Annotated in this window: 16 protein-coding genes; 4 read left to right on the plus strand and 12 right to left on the minus strand. The window is 58.8% G+C overall.

Features of this window, described 5'->3' with window-relative positions; all coding sequences use genetic code 11:
- Nucleotides 1-435 precede the first annotated feature (435 nt).
- Nucleotides 436-1,155, plus strand: coding sequence for a magnesium chelatase domain-containing protein (locus ACQY7R_RS05655; protein WP_428304616.1), 720 nt, complete (start codon nucleotides 436-438; stop codon nucleotides 1,153-1,155).
- On the opposite strand, the gene ACQY7R_RS05660 is transcribed toward ACQY7R_RS05655, so the two are convergent.
- The 6 genes from ACQY7R_RS05660 to ACQY7R_RS05685 all read right to left on the minus strand — a co-directional run bounded on the left by ACQY7R_RS05660 (nucleotide 1,110) and on the right by ACQY7R_RS05685 (nucleotide 6,936).
- On the minus strand, nucleotides 1,110-3,038 hold the full coding sequence (locus ACQY7R_RS05660; protein WP_428304617.1) for a recombinase family protein: 1,929 nt from the start codon (nucleotides 3,036-3,038) through the stop codon (nucleotides 1,110-1,112). The genes ACQY7R_RS05655 and ACQY7R_RS05660 overlap by 46 nt on opposite strands.
- Before the next feature lie 260 nt (nucleotides 3,039-3,298).
- A complete protein-coding gene (locus ACQY7R_RS05665) occupies nucleotides 3,299-3,799 on the minus strand; it encodes a hypothetical protein (RefSeq protein ID WP_428304618.1) in 501 nt (166 codons plus the stop codon).
- Between the two features lie 48 nt (nucleotides 3,800-3,847).
- On the minus strand, nucleotides 3,848-4,375 hold the full coding sequence (locus ACQY7R_RS05670; protein WP_428304619.1) for a hypothetical protein: 528 nt from the start codon (nucleotides 4,373-4,375) through the stop codon (nucleotides 3,848-3,850).
- A 29-nt stretch (nucleotides 4,376-4,404) separates the two neighbouring features.
- On the minus strand, nucleotides 4,405-5,820 hold the full coding sequence (locus ACQY7R_RS05675; protein WP_428304620.1) for a hypothetical protein: 1,416 nt from the start codon (nucleotides 5,818-5,820) through the stop codon (nucleotides 4,405-4,407).
- Nucleotides 5,817-6,221, minus strand: a complete 405-nt coding sequence (locus ACQY7R_RS05680) for a hypothetical protein (RefSeq protein ID WP_428304621.1) — start codon at nucleotides 6,219-6,221, stop codon at nucleotides 5,817-5,819. Before ACQY7R_RS05680 ends, ACQY7R_RS05675 begins: the two co-directional genes overlap by 4 nt.
- A gap of 100 nt (nucleotides 6,222-6,321) precedes the next feature.
- The gene (locus ACQY7R_RS05685) at nucleotides 6,322-6,936 is read right to left on the minus strand and encodes a recombinase family protein (protein ID WP_428304622.1); all 615 of its coding nucleotides are present in this window, start codon (nucleotides 6,934-6,936) and stop codon (nucleotides 6,322-6,324) included.
- Between the two features lie 142 nt (nucleotides 6,937-7,078).
- On the opposite strand from ACQY7R_RS05685, the gene ACQY7R_RS05690 reads away from it, so the two are divergent.
- Complete coding sequence (locus tag ACQY7R_RS05690; protein ID WP_428304623.1) at nucleotides 7,079-7,339, plus strand: hypothetical protein; 261 nt, start codon at nucleotides 7,079-7,081, stop codon at nucleotides 7,337-7,339.
- A 606-nt stretch (nucleotides 7,340-7,945) separates the two neighbouring features.
- Here the strand turns inward: ACQY7R_RS05690 and ACQY7R_RS05695 are convergent.
- The 5 genes from ACQY7R_RS05695 to ACQY7R_RS05715 form a co-directional block, all read right to left on the minus strand.
- Nucleotides 7,946-8,236 carry a hypothetical protein gene (locus ACQY7R_RS05695; RefSeq protein WP_428304624.1) on the minus strand — a complete coding sequence of 97 codons (291 nt, stop codon included), beginning with the start codon at nucleotides 8,234-8,236 and terminating at the stop codon, nucleotides 7,946-7,948.
- Between the two features lie 128 nt (nucleotides 8,237-8,364).
- Nucleotides 8,365-8,841: a hypothetical protein gene (locus tag ACQY7R_RS05700; protein ID WP_428304625.1), complete on the minus strand. Its 477-nt coding sequence runs from the start codon at nucleotides 8,839-8,841 to the stop codon at nucleotides 8,365-8,367.
- A 118-nt stretch (nucleotides 8,842-8,959) separates the two neighbouring features.
- Nucleotides 8,960-9,745 (minus strand): hypothetical protein, encoded by a 786-nt coding sequence (locus tag ACQY7R_RS05705; RefSeq protein WP_428304626.1) that lies wholly within the window; start codon nucleotides 9,743-9,745, stop codon nucleotides 8,960-8,962.
- 65 nt (nucleotides 9,746-9,810) lie between these two features.
- A complete protein-coding gene (locus tag ACQY7R_RS05710) occupies nucleotides 9,811-10,290 on the minus strand; it encodes a hypothetical protein (protein WP_428304627.1) in 480 nt (159 codons plus the stop codon).
- A 109-nt stretch (nucleotides 10,291-10,399) separates the two neighbouring features.
- Nucleotides 10,400-12,523 (minus strand): alpha/beta hydrolase, encoded by a 2,124-nt coding sequence (locus ACQY7R_RS05715; protein ID WP_428304628.1) that lies wholly within the window; start codon nucleotides 12,521-12,523, stop codon nucleotides 10,400-10,402.
- A 1,109-nt stretch (nucleotides 12,524-13,632) separates the two neighbouring features.
- Here ACQY7R_RS05715 and ACQY7R_RS05720 point away from each other — a divergent pair.
- Entirely contained in the window at nucleotides 13,633-14,517 is an 885-nt protein-coding gene (locus ACQY7R_RS05720) for a YifB family Mg chelatase-like AAA ATPase (RefSeq protein ID WP_428304984.1), read from the plus strand.
- A gap of 163 nt (nucleotides 14,518-14,680) precedes the next feature.
- The gene (locus ACQY7R_RS05725; RefSeq protein WP_428304629.1) at nucleotides 14,681-15,049 is read left to right on the plus strand and encodes a hypothetical protein; all 369 of its coding nucleotides are present in this window, start codon (nucleotides 14,681-14,683) and stop codon (nucleotides 15,047-15,049) included.
- Between the two features lie 107 nt (nucleotides 15,050-15,156).
- Here ACQY7R_RS05725 and ACQY7R_RS05730 read toward each other — a convergent pair whose 3' ends face one another.
- Nucleotides 15,157-16,980 carry an ATP-binding cassette domain-containing protein gene (locus ACQY7R_RS05730; RefSeq protein WP_428304630.1) on the minus strand — a complete coding sequence of 608 codons (1,824 nt, stop codon included), beginning with the start codon at nucleotides 16,978-16,980 and terminating at the stop codon, nucleotides 15,157-15,159.
- Nucleotides 16,981-16,982: the final 2 nt, after the last annotated feature.

Here is a 16,982-nt window from a genome sequence, read left to right on the forward strand (position 1 = left end):
AAAGATTTTGGTTGAAACTGGGCCACTCGATCTGGACAATGCACATTTGTCCATGCCAGGAGCCTTCGCGTCAAGCGCCGCCACTGGGGGCAAGTGCGCCTCGTGCTGGTAGCTCGAAGATCGCCGCGCTGGCAAGCGATCACCATCGGCATCGTCGAACGCCAAACCGCCCATTTTGACTTCGAATGTCGCGTCAAATTCCGCTCCACAGCGATAGAAAACGACATAACACCAATCTCTCAAGGACTTTACAATGCGACATATCGTGTCGCCAAAAATCGCAATCACGACACCAAGCGACACGACACGACCATCCCCCCGGCCCCATCCTGTCACTCCCTTCCGATCCCGTCATCCTGTCAAAGAATCAAACCAACTCCCCGCCCCGCCAAGCCAAACAACATAGTTCCCGATGCGGTTGGTACACTATTACCCATGCTCGCTAAGCTCCACACCTTCTCACTCCTGGGAATCGACGCCCTCCCCGTAGAGGTTGAGGTCGATGTTTCGCCCGCGGCGCTGCCGAAGACGGTCCTCGTCGGCCTCCCCGAGCAGGCGGTGAAGGAGAGCATCCACCGCATCGAGCGGGCCCTCGTGAACAGCGGGTTCGTCCTCCCGGCCAATCGCATCGTCATCAACCTCGCCCCGGCCGAACTCCCCAAACAAGCGGCGTCGTTCGACTTGCCCGTCGCCCTCGGCCTGCTCGCCGCGAGCGGGCAAATTGCTTCGGAACTTCTTGCTCAGTACGCCGTCGTTGGCGAACTCGCCCTCGACGGCGCGATGCGGCCTGTAAAGGGCGCGCTGTCGATGGCGATGGCCGCCGCGGCGGGGGGCCGTGTTCGCGGGTTGATCGTCCCCAGCGCGAACGCCGCCGAGGCTGCCGTTGTGGAAGGGATCGAGGTGATCCCCGTCGACAGCGTCACCCAAGCGGCCGCGTTTCTCATCGAACAACTCCACATCGATCCCACCCCGTCGCGCGTCGGCGAATTGTTTGAAGAACTCGGCCGCTACGAGGAAGATTTTGCCGACGTCCGTGGTCAGGAAATGGCGAAGCGCGCCGTCACGATCGCGGCGAGCGGCGCGCACAATTTGCTTAGGTTATGTGCAATTCAACCCGCACCGCTACAGCCCGTTTTTTGCCTCTGCAGTTCGTAACGGGCCTTCTTAAATTGCCGCCATAGCTGGTCGATGTCGGGCCTCACGATATCCCATTGTGCGTCGCCGCGCCAAGCAAGGCCATCGGCGATGCTCCCGAGAGGCACTAGGCGAAGCACCTTGCCGGTGTTGAATATCACTTTGATGTATCTGGCCGCGCGAGTTTTCCTACGCGCTGCAGCGTACTCAAGAAATTCACTGAACACGCCCGGCTTGCCCCGCGGTAGATCGTACTCGTCGAATATGGCTTCGATGTATTCAGCAATATCGTCGGAATACTCGCCTTTGGGGAAGCACGCCACCTGACCCTTCTTTACAGTGCGCAGAGGTTTGGTGGGTTCGGCACGTTCACCATCGGCGGGTGTGCCGTGCGTATAGCATTCGACCCGCAGGATGAATTGCCGCAGGTGAGAGCGCACCCGCAGCCGGAGGTCGACATCGCCGGAAGCAAGTTGCTTGGAAAGTTCGCCCAGATCTTGCTTCCACTTACCAAATTCAACGATGTCGTTTTCGCTAGCCCGCAGGTCACGCATCAACTCGGCGCCGAGTTGGTGGAGCTTTTGCTTTGATGCCTCAAGTTCCTCCATCTTGGCCTGCAACCGTGAGCGGACGGCCTTGTCACCCGCATCGGCCATTTGATCCGTCAGGTTCGCTAGCCGACGCTCAGTTTGCGTTAATTGCTCATCATTGGCCGCCAGTTGGGTACGCAACCCCCTGCACTGCTTCGCTTGGTCGTCGGGATTGGGCAGTACCTCCGCAGGGTTGAGTTTGGGGCAGTTGCTGAGCACTAACTCCTCCACCTCGTCGTAGCGAAAATTGCCGCAATCGCACCCGCGCCCGGAGGCTTCGTTAGCGCAACGGAGGTACTGCCGGCCCCTAGGGCCTTTGCCCTTGTCCACGAAATGCATGGGCTCGCCGCAGTAGCCGCAGTAGGCCATGTGCGTTAGCAGGCTAGACGCCTTGCCGGTCTGGCCGCCGCGGATTTCGTTGCCGTGCAGCTTTGCGGCCACTGCGTTGAAAAGGTCGGTGGGAACGATGGCAGGGAAATAATCGAGTATCGCATCCCCGTCCGGAGTACGTTTGCCGGCGACCATCTTATGCGGCTGGTACTCGCCAAGCACCGAGCGTTCGTTAAGGATCTTCCGAACATACGATGCCCGCCAATCGGGGCTCTTACGCTTTGGATTGTGCGGCGGCTTCCAGTAGGTCGTACCGCGGTTCAACGTGGCCACAATCCGTCTGGTTCCCAGGCCTTGAAGATACATAGTGAAGATGGCGCGTACGGCCTCGGCCGCGGGCTCAATAATTTTGAACGTGCGCTCACCTGTCACCGCCAACCACGCGGGCCGGATGCGGGTTAACATCTCACCCGCGTCTCTCGCCGTCTTCCGCTTTTGCTCCCATGCCTGCGAGAGGCGCGTGCTTTTCTGCTTGGACTCGTCGTAGGCGCGTGCCAGATAGATGAACAACGCGATGAAGGTTGGGTCGTTCTCACAACCCGGGGCGTAGGCAATTTCCGGGTTTAGCGTCTGGATTGTTATGCCGAAGTCGAATAAGTCGAAGATGATTTTACGCAGTGAGGCCGCCACGCCTTCTCTGCTCAATCGGTCGACGTTCTCGACAACTAAGATGCTACCACGCGGAACCGCACCCGCGCGTACCAGCGCCAAGAACGTCCCTAGACTCCCTTTCTTGCGGTGGGCCCCGGTGAACGCGCTACGCCCTCTATCTTGCAGCGATATGCTCTCGTCAAACGGAAGGTTCTTCCGTTTAGCAAATGCACGAGCACCTTCAATCTGGCGACGTTCACTGTCACCAAGTGCCTGCTCGGGCCGTGAGAACCGCAGGTAGGAATAGACCCGCGGCTTGCTGTCCGTTGACATAGATACCTCCCCACCTCCCAAGCGTGAAAAAGGGGGCGTGGGCGGCGGGGAGGTCGGCCGCCGCCCGGGCCGCGGGTGATCAAGCCCGCTGCCGTGCCCCCTGTGGATAAAACGAAGTGCGAGGCGCTACGTGGTTGCCTTACACAACGGCCGGCCGGTTCAGGAATTTGAGGGTAGCCAACCGCATCGAGGCAACCGTTCGAGCCCCAAAGAGATTACAACGCTCTAGTGGCACCTCGCACTTCGTATACTTCGTTCGCCTAAAACGTCAGCTTGGGCGCGGCGTACGGTTGCTCAACGTGTCGCCCGCCACCACCGCCACTACCACCGTAATTGGCCTTCGTCTGCGGTCGGCGTTGTGGTGGGGCCACGTTGGTTTGGAAACCCTCCCAAACGTAGGGCATCTCGCCGTTGGCGTTCATCACCGGCATCGGCTCATGGTCTAGAAGTTCGACGTCGATACCCATTCGCTGGCGGTTGTCGGCCGCGGGGTCGCCGTCGTAACGCATGCCCATTCGCGCGTGGTTCACTTCCGCGGAATCGTCACCGGCCAGCAAGTCATTGAGGTTGGGTGCCAGGTACGGACTTTCCGCGTTGTTGGTTGGGCGGACCGGCCTACTCCCAATGACCTCAGGCTCCCCTCCGTAACCACGTCCCGGCTGGCAGATCGTGACTATTTGGTCGCCAACTTGGACCTCCACATTACTGAACATCGGTTCGTCATCGAACACATGCTTCCCATCTAAGGTTGCCCATGCCATTGGCTTGATTCCTTTCGTACTTGTTGCCATCACCGTATGTGGTGGCGGCTAGATTTTGATGTCTTCGATTTTCGCAGCCTGCGTCAGCGCCCGATCACGCACGTGGTTTGCGTAAACCTGCCGCGTCTCAATCGCAGGGTGTTGTTTGTTCCCAAACTCTTCTCTCACTTTCTCGAACAACGTTTGCCGTACGCGCGCCTCAATCTGGAGCTTCTGCAATTGCTCGATGTCGGCATCCGACGGCGGCTGTTGCCCGTCACCCCGCCCGGCGAATTCCTGGGCGTTGTGGGCCATTCGGTTGAGGCGATTGCGCAACTTATTGAAGGCTGCCGCCGCCTTCTTCGCGTGCAATTCATGCCATTGCAGAATGAGGAGAATGCGTTCATCGCGATTGCCGGGCGGCTCGACGCCGTGGGCAAGGCACTGATCGTCGTACGGCCGCGTAGCGCCGTCACGGAACAGGTAGTAGCCGCCAAGTCCCGCTTCCCCGATGAACACCGGGTCGCCGCCATGCTTCGCGTCGAACTCCTCTGCTGCCTTCACAAACCGGGCGTTTCCACCAATTGGCGTATACATAGATTTGATTCCTTTCTAAATGCTTGGCGCTAGCGCCAACCTCCAACCTCAACAACATGCGGGCAGGCGGCTACGTAGGCTAGCCCGGCTACCGCATTGGCCACGTCGTCGTGTCCACTAGATGGGTGGTCAATCTTGTCACGGCCACCCGCTCGGGTGCGGCGCTCCAACCGGCTTAGTTGATTGAGCAACACCTCATTGTCTAAAAGCTCGATCTCACCCGAGCACAACCGCGGCAGCAGTTCGCCGTACAGGGCGCTCTTATCCTTGTCGCATTTCTCGTAAACCATTCCACAAGATGCGAAAGCTTGGGCAGTGAACGCGCCGGCGTAGTTGTCGCCCACTAAGTAAGTTACGTCCCAGCGATCGGAAAGCTCGGTGGCCATGTCGCTGCAAACGCCGTAGGGGTCAAACGGTGGCTTGAACACCATCACGCGGTCGACGATAACCTTGCGGTCTTCCATGTGGCCAATGGCCAGTACGGCGTCGTCGCCGCCGCGAGTGCCGCTGGCGATGTCAACAAACGCGAAGTAGCGGTGCTGCTTCTGCGGCATGAGCTCGCGCCGCCCCATTACCACTAAGTTATCGATTAGGTCACGGGAAATAAATTGGGCGATGTCATCGCGGAATTCCCCTAAGAACTCCGATTTTGCCGCCTGCAAGTCGGCACGCAATGCGTCATCCACAACGCTCTGAGGAAGCGTGGAGTTCATCACTCGCGAGGCCGCGTTCCATACCAAAATGTTGCTGGCGTCATCCCCGTAGTGGCGCTGGTACGCTTCGAAGCAGTAGCCGCGTCTAGCGTACGGACTGCTCACCAGGATCAGCTTCCCACCAGTGGTCGCGAGACCCGGGGTGATTGCTCGCACCAATTCGGTATCTGACTTCACCTTGCTATCTTCATCGCTCTGGAAGAAGCACGCCTCGTCTACCACCGCGGCTTGGAGCGTATAGCCTCTAATCGTGCGCCAGTCGCCGGCCAGAATCTGGATGCGGCTACGATTGTTCAGCTCGATCCCGCCTTCCCGCGTGTCGGATAAAACTTCGTGCTTTAGGATGGGGGTATTGAGTGCAGCGCGTACGTAGTCTTCAATCACGCGCGCTTGGTATTTGCTGGGCGCAATCACGGGCACCACACCACGCTCACCGGCCGCCAGCCGAGATTCATGGCCCGCCAATACGGCTTCAAAAACGGCGGTGCAGGCTGCAAGACATCTAGATTTCCCAGAGCGCCTTCCAACGAGCACCACTGCATGCTGGAAACCGTTAGCAGGAAGCTTGTCCGGATCGCGGCCGGTACATTGTCGGATTAGGTCGCGGCCTCGCTCGCTCGTCACGGGCAGCCCGTACAAAACGCGGAGTACTGTGCGCCAGGGGCCCCAAGCTCCGGGCCCAAGGTAAGCACCTAACAATTGCTCGTCATCCAAGGCTTCAATGATGTTCACGTTTTGCTCCCCAAGTACGCCTTGAGGTTCACTGCTTTGGGCGTAGTTCTGGAAATGCCCAGAGTTTTTAACAAGCCAACCAACGTATTCGTTAGGTTGCAAAAACGGCCGACTTCGAACTCGCAACCCTCGAGGGCGTCTACTTGCATCGTCTCTAGCTGCACGCTGATAAACACCGCTTGCTTCGCCAACAGTTCCTTCTGGATACAGTCGATGCCTGCGTCTTCCGTCAGTTGCTTGATCCGCTCGCGGATCAACCGCACCACCTTGCAGCGTTGATCCGTCGTCTCCAGGAACTTGGGCTCGAACCGATCGGCAAACGTCACCGCCTGTCGCGCGCGACGACCCGCCCGCGTGGTTGGACGCGTACTTGCGGGCTTAGTGGCGGTGTCGTTGGCCATGGGCGTTACGGGCGTGCGGCGGGTGGTGTGGCAACTCCGTACAACTTGCCGAACAGGATATGGATGAAGCAAGCCGAATTTCGCGATGTCACCATCTTTTTTAGGTGGCCGCGGTTTCTGCCGGCTTGTCGGCGTTCAGCACGGTGTAAATCGTGGGGCGGGATAGGTGCAGTGTTTGCGCTATCACCGTAATGGGCGTTTGCTCGGCGTACATCGAACGAATCAACGCCTCCTTCTGCGGCGTGACTTTTGTTCTCTTGCCCTTGGTGCCACCGCCCCATTTCTTTCCCGCGGCGCGTGCGGCCGCCTGTCCAGCCAGCACCCGTTCCCCCCGCACCTCAGTCTCATAGGCGGCTACGCTTCCCAGGATATTGCACATCATGCGGCCAGCCGGTGTGGTAAGATCGATGCCTTCGCGGAGTGATACCAGGTTGATCTTTCGCTCATGCAAATCTTCAAAGAGTGCGGTGAGACCCTTCGCGGTTCTTCCCAACCGGTCTAGCCGCCACACCACGACGTCGGAAACCTGGCGGTGATTGATGGCGGTTTGAAGCTTCAGCCATGCTGGGCGATCCATCGTTTTTCCTGAGAATTTATCGATGTACCAGATCACCTCGGCCTCATGGGCCGCGGCGTATCGCTCCAGCTCGGGCATTTGGCTGCGGGTCTCCTGGGTCTTCCCGGACACACGGCAGTAAATGGCTACATGTTTCATATTTACGGCTCCCGATAGAGTATATAGGCCTGCGGCTTTGTACTGTAACGGGCGTCGGGGCGGCGCCAAGCGCCAGTACGTGTAAAGAATGCCGAGGTAACTAAGTTCGACAAAAGTGCTGTGCGGCAGCTACAATACGGGCATGGCAATCAAACCGCGATATATTCTTGTGTTTCTTGTGCCTTACACCGCGAGCATGGCATTGATGCTCGTAATGATGATTGGGCGGAAGAACTTTTCGGAACTCGTCCAACATCGCCGGCTGATGTTTCTTTTCTTCATCTTTTGGGCCGCCGGTTTCGCCGGTATGGTCCCCTTGGTCAAGGCGTACTTCGGTGGACGTCTCTCTCCGTCACCGGAGCAGCTTGGATCCGGTGCTAAGGATGAAAGTAAAAAACGCTGAAAATTGAGATGGTGGACAATACACAACCTTACCATCCTCATTAAGCTCCTCTTTCCTTTTGGGAGGAGGGGGGTGGAGTATTATCCTTGCACTCCGCTCATCCACCGCCCCCGGCCCCGCACCGGCCGCGTCACGTTGGGATGGGTGTCGCCGCGGGTACCGTGGCAAGTACCAACTAAAGACCGCGCTTGGCATGCGAGCGGGCCAATGCAACGCAACAGCGCCGGTATTTCGCGGGGTGGTTTGGACCACACTGGTTGTTTACAAGTAGGCTACTTTCTCCGTGCATAGTCTCCGGGCAGCGTCTTCCGCCTAGTCAGTGGGCAATCGGAGCCCACTGTCTAGTGCCCGACTCCTCCCCACCCGCTGCCCACGAATGGTGCACCGAGGGTATCCCTTGTCGACTACTGGATGCCTGCAATGGACTTCTCTCGCAGGCTCACCACTACTGCTTCAAGCGACTAGCCTCCGCCCAACTAGACACAGCCTGCAACGCACACACGACCTACTGACGCATTGGGCAATGGCAGGGGCCACTAAGGGCGTTGTAGGGCTGCTGCCAATACGCCGGGTGTTGTTGGCGGGTTTGGTTGCGTGTTTTGGTTGCTATTTTCGGCCTTCCAGCTCTTCCCGTAAGAACCAGGTCGCAAGACTATCGACCGCATCTGAGAACTGCCGGAGTTCTTCAACGCTCATAGCGCGCGACTTCGCGACATAGAGGCCATCCAAGGGTTGACCGCGCCGCTCATCAACATTGATCGCTTCTTTTACTAGCCGGTACGAAGCGATCATATCGGGCTCCGTGATATCATCTTCGCTAACATTCTTGAGGCCGTCGGCACAGGCATTGAAGGCGTTTGCAAAGCACCCATCCTCCCCGCTGATGATGGGAGCCATCAACGCTCGGCGCGCGGACGCAAATTTATGGTATGCGTAGTTAAGGCTACTTTTAGACATGACTCAATCTCCCGCTTTGATGTTAAGAGTTCAGGTTTCACAGTAACTTGGTTGAGTGTTTTGCCGGGCTATTCCTCGCCACAGCCGACTAAAATACCGTTGGCCTCTGGCCAATTGGGCTCAGGGACGTTCCCCTCGTGACGTGTTGGGCTCAACAAGTCCTCGTCTGTCCACGGCATTGGACAGGTCGCGCGTCGCAAGAAGAGACGCATTACGGCGTCGGCAAACCTGGCGCTAGCCTTCTTGCCATGGCCCATGTGTTGGCAGAATACGAAGGCGTAGTGCCACGCAGGTTCCTTGCCGACATGTGCTGCAAGGATGAACCCCGGCTGTATTACCACAGCCTCAAACACGTAGTATGCGTTGCGCTTCTTTGTAACTTGCTGGGCTTCAACGAAAGCAAGTTCGCTCAAAGCATAGCCAATCCACCTCGATTCGATGGGCGGGCGTGGTCTCAGACCCTGCGAAGCCTCGTAGGCTTCAATGTCTCCAAATGCCTGTGTCACGCGCCGCAAATGCCTGCGTGCCTTTGTACCGATACTCATTGTTCTACTCCTGACCCATGAGAAATGGCACCGAAGTGATGCCGATGGGTGGAGTGTATCGAAGGAAGTCGCCGTTCCTGGGACGATCAAGATTTTCCCAGGAAATGGCCTAGGCTGTTCAATCAGCCTGCTCCCTGCATTTCCGGCATCTCTGGCGGAGGAGCTCGTCTTCTAGCTCGACTTCGCGCTCTATACCGGGAAATTCGCCGATTGCCAATGTGACCATGATGTCGGATCGCGCCCTACGAGAGTTCACTTTGCGTATGGCGATGCTGTCGAGCTCTTCAGTTCGTTTATCCACGGCGTCGCAAACAAGCACCCATTCATGGGGCTCCAGTACGCTGTCTCGACCGCCGCGATTCCGGTGGCCGAGCATTGCCCAAAACTCAAGCCGCCGGACGTAAAGACGCTCTAAAGTCTTTCCCAGCTTAACTGCCTCAATGAATGTCTTTTGGAGATCAATTGGGACGCTTCTGTCGCCCTCGGTAACGAACATGGCGGCAATAGTGTCCATCTGTTTCAAGGCAGTTTCTGCATCCCACTGGAAGTTCTGCGCGCATGCTCGCTGTGCGAGTTTTCTCGCATCGCTAGTGGGACCGCGATAATCCGCGTTGCTGAGATTCCTGGCCATCTGCTCAACCACCGCGCGGCGGCACTTGAGGTATTGCAAAATTCGCTGCGCAGGCGGTGTTGAAGAAGGTAGACCTGAGTCAAACCAATCATCCTCAAATTCGTGGATCTCGTCCGTGGGGAGTGGGCCGTTCTGACGTCGGTAGATTCCAACTGGCGATTTACGTTGCTCTGACATTGACACGCCAAGTCTCGGGGCTTTGATGAGAGTTTGCCCCAATATGCACTCGTCGATTGCATCGGCATAGCCCCGTGCATGGTTGTCGCCGCCCATGGCGGGGCGCTGGCGGCCCGCGGTAGCCTGCCCGCAAACTTGGCGGGCAGGTTGGCCGAGGGCCGTCACTGGGCGGCAGCGGCCGTTTGAAAACCTGCACCGGCAAGCCCATGCCAAACTGAGCGGCAAGCTATTTCACTCTCGATCAGGTTGCTTCTTTTGCCGTAGGCTTGATCTACGGCGAGGATCATTTCCTTCGTCACGCCTCCCGCCATCCCGCGTTTTGCGATTTCCACGCCGGCATAGTACGCCCTGGTCTTCGTGTTGGGGGCCACGCCCAACTTAGTGCGAACGGGAGCCGGATTAGCTTCGATGGCTATGTTCACGGCGGCGGTGAGCTCTTCCGTCGCTACGTCCCCCGCCGCGTCCCAATCGGCTGGTTTCGCGCCTGTAATTTGCGGATCAGCCGCGGCCGCGAGCTTTTGGGCGAAGAACGCGCGGGCTGCGGCCAAGTCATTGCCGGCAAAGTTCTTGCTGCGGCGGGTGCCACGGGCGGTCAAGTAAGAAATAGTAATCGAAGGCTGGCGGGTACTAATTGCGGCCATATTTTGTCTCCGGGCTGGGGCGTGCGGGGACCAACGCGGCCCCGCTCAAGCGCAGCTTAGGGAGACAAATACAGACTGTAGACTCTTCTTTTTCGAAGATTTGCTGGAATTATCTGTGATGAGGCAGCTTCCAATATCGATGGCCCGCTGCTGTAGCAGTTTCTGTAATGAATTGCCGTGCGTCCGGCTCTGATTCGAGGTGCACTAGTTGAAAAATGTCGTGAAGGACAATACTCGCTTCGGAATAATAGTTGTGCCCAAGGTTGAAAAGGTTGAATCCTTCAACCAGCACTGTATCCATGCCGTCGACTACGAGCACCGGCGGAGCGAGACCGGCTCTTGGGTACTGATGCAGATATTCGGAAGCGAATAACGGCGTATCCCCTCGCGTGCAGTAAAGCGTCGTTCTTTTCGCGAGTGGAAGAAAATCCGTACAAGCCTGAGTGAACACCTCTGCATCAACATCAGGCGCGGCGAGTACCAGTTGATTCAGCCGCTTGCTTTGGACGAACTCCTCGTCTCGAGCCAATTCGACCAGACAACGTACTAGTGCGCGATTTCCCATGCTATGAACGATTACGCTTAGCGGCGTAGTACCCGTCTGACGGAGGACGATACGAATGTAGTCTCGTAGGTATGGGATACTTGCTTCGATGGTCGCTTCGTCAGTTGGATAACCAGGCAGTTTGCCAGCGGATGGCCACGAAAAACAAAAGGTTTGCCCACGTACTTTCAGATCGACACCGAAGCGGGCTGCCTGGCGGATAGCTGCAGGAAAGGTCGTGTTGAACCCATGTATGTAAAGGACGTTATGTGGGCGCTCACCCCATCGCTCAGCAAGGGTTGACAACGCTGCGCCCATTGCAGCCTCGTCGGCGTAGATTTTTCTCGACAACAAGTCGGAGTGGTCGGCTGAAAAGCATCTCCAAAACTCAGTCCAAAACCTGCCGACGCTTCCAAACGTTGGGGTTTGTCGAATCTTGACTTGAAGGCTACCAAGCGTGAGTTCAGTGCCTCGCCCCGACGCAAATTCGTGGGGACGCGATCCGTCGAGGCGGGGACGGTTCGTCCCGAAAAAGACCGTATAAGTAACCGGCTCAGAAATAGCCTGCTCATCTCGGGGGCGAAGCATCTCAAGTGGAAACGCCGGTGCCGACGGACGCGGTCTAGTTACGGCCTGGGGCCGGGGCTGTGCTTCCCCAAAAAGGTGTGCCCAATTTTCGCCGCTTTCCGATAGCTCAACGTTTAGCAGCCGTGCGGCCGCTTCAAGGTTTTCTCGATTCCACTCCTCTGTGTCGGCATAAGAAACGACCATGCGTAGTGGCAAATCCAGGATCGAAGCCAGTTCACGCACCATGCGTGCTAACTCTCGTCCATAGCCCTTGCCTCTCTCCGTAGGCCAAACAAAAAACTCCTCCACATCCAAGAATCGACCGCGACGCTTGCAATAGGCCCACGCAAGCGGATCGTTCGTGGCAGCGTTGATAATTTCCCGTCCGAAAAGGGCTATTTCTCCATCGGCGGACCATTTCCATTCCAAACAGACAATCCCCGTTCGGGCTGACAACGGCACTTGGAAGCTCGGGTTCAACGGATCCCAGGCCTCGATCATGAACCTATCGAAATGCTCGACCGACAAAATCCCTTGGCCCTCGAGTCCCCACGCACCACCCCATGAATTCTCGAAATTGAACCACAACTCCCCGTCGTTGCGAACCATCCGTCCAATAGGAATTCCATGCGACCCAAGGATTTCAGGATTACCCTCTGGAACTTCTAGGATGCCGTGTACCGGGTCGTACCATTCCGATGTGAGTTCCGTTGCGTAACGAACCTCAAGGCGGCCTGCGTCGAGCAATCTCCTTGCCTCATTTGCATTCGCCGCACGGTGATAACCAATGATTCGGTAATCCAGACAAAGGCGGTAAATTTCAGAGTCGTCCGGCGGCATCGGACTCAACGGTGGAAATATATCGGTTCCAGGGTTGCCGTATTTCCGCTCGCAGCGCCAGTGTTGGATTGGCCAAACACCGCCGCTTATTGGACTGTCGTCGAGGCCAGATAGCCGGCGGGCCAAATGCCACGCGAAGGGGTTTTGTTGATAAAACCATGCTCTGCTGGCACCACCTCTAAGGAAATTCTGCCGCAGCTTGACGTTTCGTTTTCTAACGCCGTTGGAAGCACCGAGCGGGTACTCGCAAAGCGTATCGAGTTGCAGGTGCCTCAAATTCATAGTTCAACTGCCGCATTCGCCGATAAGATTGGTCGCGAAAGTTCTGCGATCAATTTAGCACTGCATTCTGGTAGTTGGGAGCAGCGAGATCCTAGCTTTAATATGCCGATTGGTACCGGTGTTAGGGAGTACCTTCGGTACTAATGGTTTCGCCTCGCGGCACCAGCGTGCCAACCGCACCAAATTGGGGTGTATTCGGCCAAAAGCGCCCCGACCGGCTCTAGCCCGAAAGCAAAAATGGTACGCGCTAAGACCAGAAGGAAACCCAGTTGTGGCAAGTCATCTTCGAGATGCCGGTGCCCCTACTAACTTCTCCGTAGCTTGCGCCTGCGCGATACATACTCAGCACGTGCCTCAGCCAAGTCTTCCGGCGCCGCTTCGTTGCGCCCGGCGAGCATGCCGCGGCACCAACGGCGCGGTTGCCGCGGCCGCCCCGACGCGCTTTCCGTTCCTGCCCGCGTTGCCGTTGGTACGACCGAACTTCAGTTGGCGGCGCGCCCGGGTCGAGCAATGTCATCAAGCGGCAACCTCGCGTAACGGCAGCCAGTCTCGCCAAATCTTCTTCACCCGCTTGTGCGTCCGGGCTGTCGGCTGAATGGTAGTCCGGGCTGCGGATAAAGCGGTCGGTGCTCTCCGCCAGCAACAATGCACCGCGTAGGCGGGCCGGGTTGGCCGCAGGCGCTAACCAGCCGGGATCGGCACCGTGGCCGGTATGCAACACAATGCCCACCAGCACGCCACCAGCGCGTTGTACGGCGGCGCGTAGGGCCTCACGTTGGTCCGCAAGATTGCCGGCACAACGTTGGGCCCGGCGAGAAACACGGACGCAGAGGATTACTCTGTCACCGTATGAGATGTTGAATGGCAAGATGTAGTCACTTGCCTTAGCCGCAAGCCGCCGAACGTAGCGGACGCGGGGGGGCTGCACTTCCATGTTGTTCTACTCCTAGCCGGGCGATACCGGCCGGCAACGTGGGGAGTAGAAGCCACGTTGCCGGCACGGTGTCTAGGGCGCTGGCCAGCGCCGACCCGTATGCGTTGTTCTCGGTTTCGTCCTATCATTCCTCGGGGCTACGCTTGCCCTGGGTTGAATTGCATACAACATGCTGATGGTGGGGCCGCCGGGATCAGGAAAAACGATGCTCGCCAAGCGCGTCGCAACCATTTTGCCGCAGCTCACCGCCGAAGAATCGATCGAGACGAGCCGCATCTACAGCGCGATGGGCAAGCTCCCCGCGGGCCGACCGTTAATGGTCCGCCGCCCGTTTCGCTCGCCGCATCACACGATCAGCAACGCCGGCCTCGTCGGCGGCGGGTCAACGCCGGCGCCCGGTGAGATCAGCCTCGCCCACAACGGCGTCCTCTTCCTCGACGAGTTGCCCGAGTTCAATCGCACGACGCTCGAAGTGCTGCGGCAACCGCTCGAAGATGGCACCGTCTCGATCAGCCGCGCCCTCCGCGCGAGCGAGTTTCCTGCCGACTTCATCCTCATCGCCTCGCTCAATCCCTGCCCCTGCGGTTTTCGCAACGATCCCCGCCGCGAATGCCATTGCTCCGTGCCCCAAATTGAGCGTTACATGTCGAAAATAAGTGGCCCGCTGCTCGATCGGATCGACATCCATCTCGAAGTCGCCGCCGTGCCGTTCAAAGAACTCTCGACTGGTCCCCGCGGGACCGACAGCTCGACGATGCGCGAGCAAGTCGAAATCGCACGAAGTCGACAGGCCGAGCGATTCCGCAAGCTTGGTTCGGCCAAACAGACCAACGGCCAAATGACCAGCCGGCAAGTGCGGCAAGTCTGCTCGCTCGACGCCGCGAGCCGCGACTTGCTGGAGTCGAGCGTCAACGAGCAGGGCCTCTCCGCGCGCGCTCACGACAAGATCCTTCGCGTCGCCCGCACGATCGCCGACCTCGACGATAGCGACGCGATCCGATGCGAACACCTCGGCGAGGCGGTGAACTACCGGATGCTTGATCGGCAGTTTTGGAGTTGAAGCAGCCCGCAGGCGCGTTAGATTCTGCTGCGTGCCCAACCATGAGAGCCACCGGCTCCGCCGGTGGACGGAGCAAAAGACGGCGAGCCAGCACTTCGTCCACCGGCGGAGCCGGTGGCTTGTAACACGCCAACAATCAACGACGCTCCAGGAGATACACGTCATGCGCCGCTTCACGATCGCAACCTGCCTCGTCCTCGTCACGTTATGTTGCCTCTGGTCAGTCAGCACATCGGCGATGGCGCCCGGTAAAGAAACAGCAGAGGCCGATCGGTTCGCCGGGAAGCTCGTCCTGGTTTACTTCAAAGGCCGCGACGACGATTTGGCGTACACGCTTGAGAAGGTCCGCGTCAGCGACCTCGCCGGCGAGAAGATGCTCGAAGGTCTGCACGCCGACACGGGCGAAGACGGTGATTGGATGAAGGGGCGCAAGGCCGTCGTGATGCTCAGCGCGGTTGAATCGCTCACCCTCTACGACGGCGTCGACGACTACAAGAAAGCGATCGGCCCTTACGGCGACGATGCGCTGTAGCTCGCGACTCCGGAATGACGCCACTCCCCTAGCCCCGGGCTCCGCCCGGGGGTCGGTCTCCACGCCGTTAGACAACGCAGCTCAGAAACCGCGGCTCGGAATACCACTCAACCGCGCAGCGCTTCCAGCTCTTCCCACCGAGCATACGCCGCCGTCAGTTCCGTCGAAGCCGCGCGCTCCTCAGTTTGCTTCACCGCCAACGTCGCGCCCGCCTGTTTGAAGAACTCCGGCTTCGCCATCTCCTCATGGAGCTTGGCGAGCTTCGCTTCCAGCTTTTCAATCTTTCCTGGCAACTGCTCTAGCTCACGCTGGTCCTTGAAGTTCAGCTTCTTCTTCTCGGCGCCGGCGGCAGCGACCGCCGGAGCTGCCGATGAAGAGGCAGCGGACTTGGCGGTGGATTGCGCCGCAGCAGTCACTTCGCGCGATGCGCTCGCACGGCTCTGCCGCAACCAATCATCGTAACCGCCGACATACTCGCGAAGCGTATCCCCCTCGAACGCGAGCGTGCTGCCGACGACGTTGTTCAGGAACGCGCGATCATGGCTCACCATCAGCACAGTCCCCTCGTAGGCGACGAGCCGCTGTTCGAGCAACTCAAGCGTCTCGCTGTCGAGGTCGTTCGTCGGTTCGTCCATCACCAGCAAGTTAGCCGGCTTCGCAAACAGCTTCGCCAGCAGCAATCGATTCCGCTGCCCGCCGGAGAAGAACCGAATCGGCTGCCGCGCTTGCTCGGGCGTGAACAAGAAGTCCTGCAGGTAGCCGATGATGTGCTTTGTCTTCCCCGCGATCGTAATGCTCGACTTCCCCTCGCCGACGTTGTCTTCGGCCGTTTGGTTGGGATCGAGCTGGTCGCGGGTCTGATCGAAGTAGGCGATCTGCAAGTTCGTCCCTTGCCGCACCGAACCGTCGAGCGGGGCGAGCTGCCCCAGCAAGCCCTTGAGCAGCGTCGACTTGCCGGCGCCGTTCGGCCCGATGATGCCGACCTTATCACCCCGCATGATCGAAGTCGTCAGGTCGCGGATGATCACACGGTCGCCGTAGCCGAACGACGCTCCTTCGGTCTTCAGCACGAGGGCGCCGCTCCGCTCGCCATCGTCGATGTCGAGCTGAACGTTGCCGACGACGTCGCGACGTTGGCTACGAACGCGCCGCAATTCCTGCAGCGCCCGCACGCGGCCCTCGTTCCGCGTGCGACGAGCTTTGATCCCTTGGCGGATCCAAACTTCCTCTTGGGCCAGCTTCTTGTCGAACAGCGCGTTCTGCTTCTCCTCCGCGGCGAGGGCCTCTTCCTTACGGACGAGGAACGTTGGGTAGTCGCACGACCAGTCGAAGATCTTACCGCGGTCGATTTCGAGAATCCGCTCCGCCAGCTTCGTAAGAAACGCCCGGTCGTGGGTCACGAACAGCAGCGTCCCCCGCCACCGCGCGAGGAAGTCTTCGAGCCACACAATCGAACTGACGTCGAGATGGTTCGTCGGTTCGTCGAGCAGCAGCACGTCCGCCTCGCCGGCGATCGCCTTGGCGAGCAGCACGCGGCGCTTCATGCCGGTCGACAGCGATTGAAAGTCGGCCGTACCGTCGAGCTGCATGTCGCGCAGCGTCCGTTCGATCCGCTGCTCTTCTTCCCACTCCGACTCGTGTTTGGCAGCAAGCTCGTGCACGCCGCTGGCAACGATGCTGTGCACATCGCCGCTGATCCCCTCCGGCACGTCCTGCGGCAACAGCGCCACCCGCGTGCCGGGGTAGAGATCGACCGAGCCATGGTCAGGCTGCTCGATGCCGGCCACCATCCGCATGAGGGTCGTCTTGCCGCAGCCGTTGCGGCCGAGCAACCCGATATGCTGGCCCGGCTCGATGTGGCAGGTGACGCCATCGAGGAGTGCGGCGCCGGTGTAGGCAATCGTAACGTCGGAGAGGGTGATTTGCGGCATGG

Source organism: Lacipirellula sp., from assembly GCF_965279485.1.
GTDB lineage: Bacteria > Planctomycetota > Planctomycetia > Pirellulales > Lacipirellulaceae > Lacipirellula.